The organism is Acinetobacter equi (genome assembly GCF_001307195.1).
In the GTDB taxonomy this organism is placed as follows: domain Bacteria; phylum Pseudomonadota; class Gammaproteobacteria; order Pseudomonadales; family Moraxellaceae; genus Acinetobacter; species Acinetobacter equi.
The window spans coordinates 516,346-528,624 of record NZ_CP012808.1 but is presented as its reverse complement, the minus strand read 5'-3'; the positions used below and the strand labels follow the sequence as shown (position 1 = coordinate 528,624).

Below are 12,279 nucleotides of genomic sequence, written 5' to 3'. Positions count from 1 at the left end.
GCAAATAAAATTTAAAAGATCCTTAATTCATTATAATTGAGAAATATATACAAATGATGAAGCTAGATAGATTTAAAATGAGATATAGTAGTTTGATAAATATTGAGTTAATTAAAAGATAGTATTTTTTGTTTAGAATTTATTGATTTTTTGTTTTGATTTATTACCATTGTGTAAAATAACCTTAAAACAGTTGAGCTATTGAAAGACGACAATAGCTCAATTTAAATTTTATTTTAAAATATTTAGCCAATCTTGAGGTTTTAGATAATGGTCTGTTAAACGCTTTTCAGCAGAGTTTTCATCCCATTCTGGTCTATATGACCAGCCTGCAAGGGGGGGCATGCTGACTAAAATAGATTCTATACGACCACCAGTTTGTAAGCCAAATAATGTACCACGGTCATAAACTAAATTATATTCTACATAACGACCACGACGATAAAGTTGGAAGTCTCGTTGGGCTTCAGTATACGATTTATTTTGGTTGCGATTGAAGATCGGTAAAATTGCTTCTAAGTAACCATTACCCACAGCTTGCATATATTTGAAACAAGTTTCAAAATCCCATTGATTAAGATCATCAAAGAATAATCCACCTACACCACGTTGCTCATTTCGATGCTTTAAATAAAAGTAATCATCACACCACTTTTTATGTTCGGTATAAATCTCATCACCAAAAGGTGCACATAAATCAGATGCAGTTTGATGCCAACTTAATACATCTTCATCATTTGGATAAAATGGTGTTAGATCAAAGCCACCACCAAACCACCAAATAGGATCTTGTCCTTCTGGTTCTGCGACAAAGAGTCTGACATTTGCATGTGATGTTGGTACATTCGGATTCTTTGGATGTATCACTAGTGATACACCCATTGCTTGAGCTTTTGCACCGGCAATATTTGGATGACGTGCAGTCGCTGAAGCTGGAAGCTTTGAAATATTAATGTGAGAGAACATGACCCCGCCTTTTTCAATAACGGTCCCATTTTGTAAAACACGTGAACGACCACCGCCACCTTCAGGGCGTGTCCAATCATCAATGATAAATTCAGCTGTACCGCCACCTAATTTTTCTTGTTGTTCTAAGCTCGCGCAAATACGGGCTTGTAAATCGAGTAAAAACTCACGAACACGTTGAATATCATTTGAAGTTGGATGCTTCATCATGTCTCTCAGAGATAAATTAATTGGTTACATCAAAACATAAAATTAGGCGAATTTTAAGGAAATTTTATCGATATCAATGATCGCTTAAATAAAACACATAAAATAAATCAGGGATTGTGTGAATTTCATTGAAATAAGCGGTGTGTGACCTCACAATATATTCAAGAAACAAGTGATTTTTATATTTAAAAGTGGTCAGTCATTTACTACTGAGATAGCAAATATGCAAAATTCTATAGTCCAAAAATATAATGTGCCTGGACCACGATATACCAGTTATCCTACAGTACCTTATTGGGATGAAGCTTTATTTTCTCTTGAATTGTGGAAAGAAACACTTAAAAAATCATTCGATGAATCGAATCTAAGTGAAGGCATTAGTCTTTATATTCATCTTCCATTTTGTGAAAGTTTATGTACATTTTGTGGGTGCCATAAGCGTGTGACAAAACGTCATGAAATGGAGCAACCCTATATTCAAGCAGTTTTAAAAGAATGGGATCTATACTGTGATTTATTAAAAGATAGACCCATTATTAAAGAAATTCATTTGGGTGGTGGCACACCAACATTTTTTGCACCACAACATTTACAACAATTGATTCAAGGTATTTTAGCTCAGGCCGATATTGCGCAAGAACATGAGTTTAGCTTTGAAGGACATCCGAATAATACGACGCGTGAGCATTTGCAAACTTTATATGATTTAGGGTTTCGACGCGTAAGCTACGGTGTGCAGGATTATAATGAGAAAGTCCAAAAAGCGATTCATCGTATTCAACCTTTTGAACATGTTGAACGAGTAACCAAATGGGCACGAGAAATTGGCTATACCTCAATTTCTCATGATTTGGTTTTTGGTTTGCCATTTCAAAATTTAGATGATGTTTTATATACGATTGAACAAACTCAGCGTTTAATGCCAGATCGCATTGCTTTTTATAGTTATGCTCATGTGCCATGGATTAAAGGGAATGGGCAGCGTGGCTTTAAAGATGCAGATGTTCCAAAAGATGAAATGAAACGTCAATGTTATGAAGAAGGAAAGTTAAAACTTCTTGAATATGGATATGCAGAAATTGGAATGGATCATTTCGCCTTAGTTGAAGATGAAATGTATAAATCTTTTAAATCTGGTGCATTACATCGTAATTTTATGGGATATACCGCTTCTAAAACCCAAGTGATGCTTGGGCTTGGACTATCTTCAATTAGCGATAGTTGGTATAGCTTTGCACAAAATGAAAAGACCTTAGAAGATTATTATGCACGCTTAGAAAATAATGAAATTCCTGTATTTAAAGGTCATGTTTTAAATGAAGAAGATTTAAAAATTCGTAAGCATATTTTGAATTTAATGTGTACTTTTGAAACCTCATGGAATAATGAAGCACTTTACTTTAAAGAAATTCCTGAAGTGATTCAAAAACTCCAAGAAATGGAACAAGATGGCTTGGTTATCTTGGATGATTTTCAAATCAAAATTACAGAACAAGGTAAACCGTTTATTCGAAATATCTGTATGGCATTTGATTTACGACTAAATCGTAAAATGCCAAATACTCGAATTTTCTCGATGACTATTTAAAATAAAAAACCTCCCTAAACATAGGGAGGTTTTTTATAGATAGATGAAATTTATTTTAAAATTTAAAAATCATCTTTTTGATACATATGTGACATACGATCATGTTTGGTCTTTAAATATTGTTCATTAAATGGATTAAGCCCGACAGTAAGAGGAACTCGATCAACTACATTAATGCCTTGATCGGTCAGAGCTTTTATTTTTAAAGGATTATTTGTAATTAAGCGCACAGATTTTACATTTAAATGATCAAGCATGATGTTACACATATCGTAGCGACGTGCATCAGCAGGCAAGTTTAAAAGTAAATTGGCGTCAACAGTATCATGTCCTTGATCTTGTAACGCATAGGCACGAATTTTATTGGTTAACCCAATGCCACGTCCTTCTTGGCGTAAATATAAAATTACTCCACGACCATTTTCATTAATAAGTTTTTGAGTGGCTTGAAGTTGAGGTCCACAATCACATTTTAAAGATGCAAATGCATCACCTGTTAAGCACTCAGAGTGAATACGTGTTAATACAGGCTCGTCAGATGGTATATCTAAGCCTTGAGAAAGTGCGACATGTTCTTCGCCAGTTTCTGGATCTTGAAAAACAGTGATTTTAAATTCACCAAACGCGGTCGGTAATTTAGAAGTAGCAGCAAATTTAATAGGCACAACAAAACCCGTTTCATCGTTTTGAAATTGATCAAGTATAGCGGAATGTTTAGATATTAGTAGAATACCTGAGAAGATTTTACGGATTAGATATTCTTTTTTGTATAAACCTCATAATAATAGTTGATAAATAGTCCTGTAATTCAGGATAATCTGTTCTACCCAAGAAAAGCGCTACTTTTGTGCATTGGATAAAATATAGACGGTAGAAATATGGCTGATTGATGGAGACTCAATCCGACTGTATGATCGGATATCCATTTGACCTAGCTTATGATTTGCCAGGCTTTAGAAGGCTTTGCCATATTATGTTGTATACAGAAATACCAACTCTTCGCCCTGTAACACCGTTACTGGATGGTATAGACCACCCAGAACAATTACGTTTGCTCGAGCGTAGCCAGCTAGAAAAATTGGCTGATGAGTTGCGTCAATTCATTTTGTATTGCGCTGGGCAAAGCGGGGGGCACTTTGCTGCAAACCTTGGTGTGATTGAGCTGACGGTTGCATTACACTATTGTTTTAATACGCCTAGAGACCGTTTGATTTGGGATGTGGGTCATCAAGCTTATCCTCATAAAGCATTAACAGGGCGCCGTGAACAGTTAACGACAATCCGTTCTAAAAATGGTTTAGCTGCATTTCCAGCACGAGAGGAATCAGAATTTGATACCTTTGGCGTAGGTCACTCATCTACAGCGATTTCTGCAGGTTTGGGAATGGCTTTGGCAAGACATTATAAAAAAGATCCATGCGAGGTCATTGCTGTGATCGGTGATGGGGCAATGACAGCAGGTATGGCTTTTGAAGCGATGAACGATGCTGTAGCACATCAGGCGGACATGATTGTTGTATTAAATGATAATGATATGTCTATTTCAGGTAGTACAGGTGGTTTTGCTAAACACTTGGCTGCGCTTTGGGAACGTGGTGAATCTATTAATGTTTCTGAGGATGGTGAGGCATATGTTCAGCCTCATCCAGAATGGATTTATAATTCACGTTCACATTCATCTGCTACAAATGCGGCAGATAATTTATTTAAAGCCATTGGTTTTGATTATTTTGGTCCATTCGATGGTCATGATGTAGAACAGTTGGTTCAAGTGTTTGATGCGCTTAAAAAGCGTAAAGGACCACGTTTAGTTCATATTTATACTGTTAAGGGCAAAGGTTTTGCACCTGCTGAAGCAGATCAAATTAAATATCATGCAATTGCAAAACTAAATGCAAAAGCATCTACAAAAAAACTACCTAAGTACTCAGATATATTTGGTCAATGGCTTTGTGATGAAGCGGCACAAGATGATCGATTACTCGCAATTACACCTGCAATGTGTGAAGGTTCAGGAATGGTGCAATTTGCACAACAATATCCTGAGCGTTTCTTTGATGTTGCAATTGCTGAACAGCATGCAGTGACATTGGCTGCTGGTATGGCTTGTGAAGGTTTAAAACCTGTTGTTGCAATTTATTCAACATTCTTGCAACGTGGTTATGATCAACTTATTCACGATGTTGCTTTGCAAAATCTAGATGTTACATTTGGTATAGATCGTGCAGGTTTGGTTGGTGAAGATGGTCCAACACATGCAGGAGCATATGATTATGCTTATATGCGAACTATTCCAAATTTAGTCATTATGGCACCAAAAGACGAAAATGAATGTCGTCAGATGCTACATACTGCTTATTTATATAAAGGACCTGCTGCTGTGCGTTACCCACGTGGTACGGGTGTCGGTGTGGAAATTCAATCACAACTGACAGAGTTGCAAATAGGTCGGGCTGAAATTGTTGAAGTTCTAAATGAACAATATGATGAATATATTTCTGTTTTAGCATTTGGCAGTCGTGTACAGCCTGCAATAGATGCTGCTCGTGCATTTGCAAAACAACATGAGGTTGCTGTTCGCGTGGTTAATATGCGTTATGTTAAACCATTAGATGAGCAATTAATTTCTCATATTACTGACAATACTGCTTTATTTGTAACTGTAGAAGAACATGCAGTTATGGGTGGAGCAGGTAGTGCTGTAAATGAATATTTAGCTAAAGCTCAAATTGTGAAACCAATTTTGAACTTAGGTTTGGCAGATGAGTTTATGCATCAAGCATCGCATGAACAAATGCTACATCAAGCAGGTTTAGATGCAAAAGGCATTGAGACATCTTTACAAACTGTCTGGCAAAATCTTTTAAATTCAGTATCTTCATAGCATTTTAAAATTTAGATATAAAATTTCCCCAAAAGGCCCCTTTATTTGCTAAAATAGAGGGGCTTTTATGCATTATTCTTTATCAAAATCTTTATATTTGTAGTGGGTGTTCAATATGGAACCTATGGTGGTTATGGCTGCGCGTGCGGCTCAAACAGTTGGCCAAGAGCTTTTAAAAGCGCATCAAAATCGTCATAAACTCGATCTACAAGTCGAAGAAAAAGGGATTGATGGTCCTGTAACGCGTGTTGACCGTTACTTGGAACAATTAACCATCGAAACATTACGTAAAAGCTATAAAAACCACAGCTTCCTTGGTGAAGAGTTTGGTTTCCAAGAAGGTAAAGGTCACGATGCAGATTGGTGCTGGGTGATTGATCCTTTAGATGGAACTTTAAACTTCATTAACGGTGTTCCACATTTCTGTATCTCAATTGCTGTTCAACATAAAGGTATAACTCAACACGGTGTTATTTATGACCCTGTGAAGGATGAGTTATTCTCTGCAAGCCGCGGTCGTGGTGCAATGTTGAATCAGCGCCGTATTCGCGTAAATATCAAAGATAGTTTAGATAAGACATTCTTATCGGTAGGTCATGCTTACCGTGCTAAACGTAATGGTGAAGTGATTTCTTATGCAAAAAATCATTTTGACTCATTATTAAATGTTACTGAAGCTGGTGCACAATATCGCCGTACTGGTTCTGCTGCATTAGATTTAGCATATGTTGCTGCTGGCCGTTTTGATGGTTATTTTGAACTTGGTTTAAAACCATGGGATATCGCGGCAGGTGAGCTTATTGTTAAAGAAGCTGGTGGTACTGTGGTTGATGCACGTGGTGGCAGCGAGTCAATGGACAATGGACAAGTACTTGCATGTTCTATGAAGCTGTTGAAACCTTTAATGCAAGCAGTTGTACCTGCTTGGGGTGAAGCAGCGAAATAATAGAACTCAGATTCGAGTAATATGATTTCAAAAAAGCTCTCGTCATGAGGGCTTTTTTTATAGTAGTAAAATAATAACTTTTAGAGAGTTTTGTATATTTTCTTTGATGAATAATTAAATCTGATTACACTAGATTGAAATTTAAGCATCACGTTGTGAAAGCGTTGATGAAATAAGAGGTAATAACATTGGCAGATTATATTCATTCTTTTGCGCTTTTCTTTTCGTTGCTTAATCCTTTTATGATGAGCATTTATATGCTCGGTCTTATTCGAAATTTACCTGCTTCTACATTTAATAAGGCATTAATTCAAGGCTCTCTTATTTCTTATGTTGTTTTTGTTCTATTTGCATGGGGGGGAGAAGCGATATTTTCTGAATATCTACAAGTACGATTTGAAGCATTTCAAATTTTTGGCGGTATTATTTTTCTAGTGATTGGTTATCGCTTTGTTTTTGAGGGTGCTGAAACCATTGGTGATATTCGGGGAGGGAATGCGGCTGGTTTAATTGCAATGCCTTTTATGATTGGGCCAGGAACGGTGAGTGCATCAGTGATCACGGGTGCAAAAATTTCACTATTGGGATCAATTCTAGTGATTGGCGTTACTTTAACGGTGAGTTGTAGTTTATTAATGTTGATGAAATTTGCACATGATCACTTGAAGGTAAGGCATTCAGATTATATTGATCGCTATGTCGATATTGTTGGTCGTATTGCTGCATTATTGGTGGGTACTATTGCCATTGATATGATTATTAATGGTGTGATGGGTTTAATTGTTGACTTTTAGTTATAATAATTGAGACTTTGGTCTCAATTTGTTGAACAAATTTTTAAAGTCGATTAAAAAGGGTGACAATTTAAAAAAAACTGCTATAATCCGCGGACGCACTTAATTTCTGTTCGTTACCTGAACATTATCTTCTTATCATTGTGTATGCGCGTTCGGTCCAAGAGGACGATACCCCGCGCCCCAATCGCTAAAGCGATTCCTTCAGGTTAAGCTGTAATCATGTGTGCGCTACGCATCGTCGTTACTCGGATCGCCGCTGATCAAATTTTCAGCGTTTATTGCTGTGCCGCTTTTTGCCGATGTCCATCAGACCATATATTTAATGGAGCACCCAAATTAGGGTGAAATACTCTATGAGCAAAACTTTTGCTGAATTTCCTTTACATGAATCACTTCAATTGGCATTACAAGGTCTAGGTTTTACTAGCCCTACTCCGGTTCAAGAGTTAGCTATTCCAGCTGCATTAGAAGGTAAAGACCTTTTAGTATCAAGCCAAACAGGTTCTGGGAAAACTGCTGCATTTTTACTACCAACATTAAACGCTCTTGCTGAACAAGATACATTTGTTCCATTTAAAGATCGTATGAAGGCAGTAACTCAACCAACAATTTTGGTTATTTCTCCTACACGTGAACTTGCTCAGCAAGTTTGCCAAGATGCAATTGCACTTGTACGCCAAATGAAAGGTGTTCGTGTTGCTGCAATCATGGGTGGTATGCCTTTTGGTAAGCAAATCCAACAATTAAAAGGTGCATCTGTTGTTGTTGCAACACCAGGTCGCTTATTGGATTTAGTAAACCGTCGTCAAATTAAATTAGATAAAGTTGATGCTTTAATTGTTGATGAAGCAGACCGTATGCTAGATCTAGGCTTCTCTGAAGACTTAGAAGCTATTGGTGAGTTGGCTGCAAATCGTAAACAAACATTAATGTTCTCTGCAACATTTGCACCTCGTATTATTACACTTGCAGAACGCATGATGAATGATCCAGAGCGTATTGCAATTGAAACAGGTCATTCTACAAATACAGACATTACTCAAACATTACACTGGACTGATGGCTTTGAGCATAAGAAAAAATTGCTTACGCATTGGTTAAGTGCTGAAGATGTAGATCAGGCTGTTGTATTTGCATCAACTCAAGAAGATACAGATATGTTAGCTGAAGAACTTGCAGAAGCGGGTCTTTCAGTTGTAGCACTTCATGGTGCTATGCCACAAACAGTTCGTAATCGTCGTTTACGTAGTATTCGTGAAGGTCGCGCAAAGATTCTAGTTGCAACTGATGTTGCTGCTCGTGGTCTTGATGTACCAACAATTTCTCACGTAATTAACTTCGGTTTACCAATGAAAAACGAAGATTATGTACACCGTATTGGTCGTACTGGTCGTGCGGGTCGTACTGGTAAAGCCATTACTTTAGCAACTTACCGTGAACGCGGTAAAATTCGTGCTTTAGAAGATTATTTAGATGCTCGTTTAGAAGTTTCTGAAATTGAAGGTCTTGAGCCATCTCCGCCTCCTGCACGTGGTAGTCGTGATGGTGGTGGTCGTAGCCGTAACGGTGGCGGTGGTCGTCGTGATGGCGGTCGTGGTGGTTTTGGTGGTGGTCGTCGCTTTGAAGGCGAAAGTAATTTTAAACGCCGTGAAGGCGGTCGTGATGATCGTCCACGTCGTAGCTTCGATGATAAACCACGTGGTGAGCGTCCAGCATTTGGTGGTGAAGATCGTCCACGTCGTGAATTCAATGGTGATCGTCCACAACGTTCATTTGGTGGCGAAGATCGTCCACGTCGTGAATTCAATGGTGATCGTCCACAACGTTCATTTGGTGGCGAAGATCGTCCACGTCGTGAATTTAATGGTGATCGTCCACAACGTTCATTTGGTGGCGAAGATCGTCCACGTCGTGAATTCAATGGTGATCGTCCACAACGTTCATTCGGTGGTGAAGATCGTCCGCGCCGTGAGTTCAACAGTGATCGTCCACGTCGCGAAGGTGGTTTTAATGATAAACCTCGTTTTGGTGGCAATGATGATAACCGTGGTAACAGCATAGACTATAAACCACGTCGTGAAGGTAGTTTTGGTGATCGTCCTAAACGCGATTTTGGTGATCGTCCTAAACGTGATTTTGGTGATCGTCCAGTACGTCGTGAATTCGGTAATGATCGTCCACGTCGTGAAGGTGGTTTCGAAGATCGTCCACGTCGTGAGAGCGGTGATCGTCCAGCACGTCGTAAATTCAATGATTAATCATTCGTTGTAATTTATAAAAAACCGGTGATATCACCGGTTTTTTATTGCATATGATTTGCTCAAATTAAGTAGAAGGGTATAATTGTCAAAATTTTAGAAATAAATCATTGATACGCTGAAATTTTTATAAGTAAAATTAATGATATGTAATATGTTATTTAAAAGATTGTAAAGGTGTTTATCTTTTTGATTTTAAATAAAATAACTATGGATGAGATGGGTGAAGTGAAAGCTTACTTGAAAGTAACGATTTAAAAAGAGTTATTTAGTGAACAAAGTAGTATGCTAGACCAAAAATAACTCATGAAAGATTTGTTGAATTTTTTAATTATGCGTACTGAAAATTATCAGGAATATCCTCAGCTATGAATAGTCAAATATCTCAGCAGGTTCAGGCGCTCATTGAAGTAAATGACCTGAGTTTCAAGCGAGGGGAACGTGTCATTTATGACAATGTAAGCCTACAAATTCGTCGTGGGCAAGTTACTGCGATTATGGGACCATCTGGTACTGGTAAAACGACTTTATTGCGTTTAATAGGTGGTCAGCTTATACCAGATCATGGTGAAATATTGCTTGATGGAAAAAATATTTCAACTATGTCACGCCAAGAGCTGTTTGCTGCACGTGCACGTATGGGAATGCTTTTTCAAAGTGGTGCATTATTTACAGATATGTCTGTATATGAAAATGTTGCCTTTCCAATACGAGCGCATACCCAACTTCCAGAGCATCTTATTACAGAGTTGGTTGGATTAAAGCTAGAAGCGGTTGGTTTGCGTGGTACAGAGCAATTAATGCCTTCAGAATTGTCTGGCGGGATGAATCGTCGTGTGGCTTTGGCGAGAGCAATTGCTTTAGATCCAGAACTCATTATGTATGATGAACCTTTCGCAGGACAAGACCCTATTGTTAAAGGTGTTTTAACACGTTTAATTCGTTCTTTAAGAGAAGCTTTAGATTTAACAACGATTATTGTTTCGCATGATGTTGCAGAAACACTCTCTATTGCAGATTACATTTATGTGGTTGCTGAGGGGATAATTCAGGGTGAGGGTACGCCTGAAGAATTAAAAGTTCATCCAAATGAATTTGTTCAACAATTCTTAACAGGATCTGAGCATGGACCTGTAGACTTTCAGTTTAGTCATCAAGCGTATTTAAGTCACGAGGAGCGTTCATGAATGCTATTGCCTTAATTGGTAGACGCGTGATCGAGCGTGTCCGAGGGATTGGCGTTGCCAGTCTAATGCTTTTACAAATTATTTTTTCACTCCCAACGTGGTTAGGCTTTCGTTTGTTTGTCTACCAAATGTATAGGGTTGGGGTGTTATCACTTTTAATTATTGTTGTTTCTGGGCTATTTATTGGTGCGGTTTTAGGCTTGCAGATGTATAACATTTTGGTCACTTTTGGTAGTGAATCCATGTTAGGTACTGCAGTTGCTTTAACTTTATTACGAGAATTAGCTCCAGTTGTAGCTGCTTTATTATTTGCAGGTCGTGCAGGTTCAGCTTTAACGGCTGAAATTGGTTTAATGAAAGCCACTGAGCAGCTTGCTAGTATGGAAATGATTGGTGTTGACCCCTTGAAACGTGTAATTTCACCACGATTATGGGCTGGTATTTTTAGTTTACCAATGTTGGCTATTATTTTTGCCGCAGTAGGAATTATGGGTGGAAAACTCGTCGGTGTTGATTTCTTAGGTGGTGATGAAGGTGCCTATTGGAGCAGCATTGAAGGTAGCGTGCAATTTTACAAAGATGTATTAAATGGCACGATTATTAAAAGCTTTGTATTTGCTCTAATTTGTACATGGATTGCGGTATATCAAGGATATGCATGTGTTCCAACATCTGAAGGTATTTCAACCTCAACTACTCGTACAGTGGTGTATTCATCATTATGTGTTTTAGGTTCTGATTTTGTGTTGACTGCGGTCATGTTTGGAGGTGTTTAATGAAATCACGTACAAGTGAATTGGCCGTAGGTGCTTTTGTTATTTTGTTTGGTATTGCCATCTTTTTCTTAGCAATGCGTGTGAGTGGTTTAGTTGGTAATACAATTGCCGATAGCTATGAAATGACAGCGACTTTTGAAAATGTAAATGGTATTAAACCACGTGCTAAAGTAGCATTGAGTGGCGTGACTGTAGGGCAGGTTGATAGTATTAAACTTGATCCTGTAACACGTTTAGCAACTGTGCATATGACATTGGATGGTAGTTTGACTTCATTCAACGAAGAGCAATTAAAAGAAGTTCAAAAAAATGCATTAGAAGAGTTAAAATATAGCTCTGATTATGAGTCTGCAACACCAGAGCAACAAAAAGAAATGGAAAAGCAACTCATCGATAACATGACATCCATCACTAATATTGATGATGATGCTTATATAATGGTGGCAACCAACGGCTTATTGGGTGAAAAATATTTAAAAATTGTACCAGGTGGTGGTTTGAACTACTTAAAACGTGGTGATCAAATTGCAAATACACAAAGTACAATGGAAATTGAAGATCTAGTCACTAAATTTATTACTGGTGGTTCTGGTAAGGGATCAGATTCATCAGAAAGTGATTCTCCTGCGACAGCAACAGATGACCAAGTATCATTTGTTGAATAATT

The 12,279-nt window shown here is 37.8% G+C and carries 10 protein-coding genes; 8 read left to right on the top strand and 2 right to left on the bottom strand.

Going from position 1 to position 12,279, the window contains the following annotated elements; all coding sequences use genetic code 11:
• Positions 1 to 231: 231 nt before the first annotated feature.
• Positions 232 to 1,173, bottom strand: coding sequence for an oxygen-dependent coproporphyrinogen oxidase (hemF, locus tag AOY20_RS02495; RefSeq protein ID WP_054580403.1), 942 nt, complete (start codon positions 1,171 to 1,173; stop codon positions 232 to 234).
• A 226-nt stretch (positions 1,174 to 1,399) separates the two neighbouring features.
• On the opposite strand from hemF, the gene hemN reads away from it, so the two are divergent.
• Entirely contained in the window at positions 1,400 to 2,764 is a 1,365-nt protein-coding gene (gene hemN / locus AOY20_RS02490; protein ID WP_054580402.1) for an oxygen-independent coproporphyrinogen III oxidase, read from the top strand.
• Between the two features lie 62 nt (positions 2,765 to 2,826).
• Here hemN and ribA read toward each other — a convergent pair whose 3' ends face one another.
• Positions 2,827 to 3,429: a GTP cyclohydrolase II gene (ribA, locus tag AOY20_RS02485; protein WP_054580401.1), complete on the bottom strand. Its 603-nt coding sequence runs from the start codon at positions 3,427 to 3,429 to the stop codon at positions 2,827 to 2,829.
• Positions 3,430 to 3,737: 308 nt separating this feature from the next.
• On the opposite strand from ribA, the gene dxs reads away from it, so the two are divergent.
• The 7 genes from dxs (at position 3,738) to mlaD (ending at position 12,277) form a co-directional block, all read left to right on the top strand.
• Positions 3,738 to 5,648, top strand: coding sequence for a 1-deoxy-D-xylulose-5-phosphate synthase (dxs, locus tag AOY20_RS02480; RefSeq protein WP_054580400.1), 1,911 nt, complete (start codon positions 3,738 to 3,740; stop codon positions 5,646 to 5,648).
• A gap of 115 nt (positions 5,649 to 5,763) precedes the next feature.
• On the top strand, positions 5,764 to 6,594 hold the full coding sequence (locus AOY20_RS02475; protein WP_054580399.1) for an inositol monophosphatase family protein: 831 nt from the start codon (positions 5,764 to 5,766) through the stop codon (positions 6,592 to 6,594).
• A gap of 188 nt (positions 6,595 to 6,782) precedes the next feature.
• The gene (locus tag AOY20_RS02470; protein ID WP_081403345.1) at positions 6,783 to 7,388 is read left to right on the top strand and encodes a MarC family protein; all 606 of its coding nucleotides are present in this window, start codon (positions 6,783 to 6,785) and stop codon (positions 7,386 to 7,388) included.
• A 356-nt stretch (positions 7,389 to 7,744) separates the two neighbouring features.
• Entirely contained in the window at positions 7,745 to 9,649 is a 1,905-nt protein-coding gene (locus AOY20_RS02465) for a DEAD/DEAH box helicase (RefSeq protein WP_054580398.1), read from the top strand.
• 368 nt (positions 9,650 to 10,017) lie between these two features.
• Positions 10,018 to 10,836 (top strand): ABC transporter ATP-binding protein, encoded by an 819-nt coding sequence (locus AOY20_RS02460; RefSeq protein WP_054580397.1) that lies wholly within the window; start codon positions 10,018 to 10,020, stop codon positions 10,834 to 10,836.
• A complete protein-coding gene (mlaE, locus tag AOY20_RS02455) occupies positions 10,833 to 11,612 on the top strand; it encodes a lipid asymmetry maintenance ABC transporter permease subunit MlaE (protein ID WP_054580396.1) in 780 nt (259 codons plus the stop codon). Before AOY20_RS02460 ends, mlaE begins: the two co-directional genes overlap by 4 nt.
• Entirely contained in the window at positions 11,612 to 12,277 is a 666-nt protein-coding gene (gene mlaD / locus AOY20_RS02450) for an outer membrane lipid asymmetry maintenance protein MlaD (RefSeq protein WP_054580395.1), read from the top strand. Before mlaE ends, mlaD begins: the two co-directional genes overlap by 1 nt.
• The last annotated feature ends 2 nt before the right edge of the window (positions 12,278 to 12,279 follow it).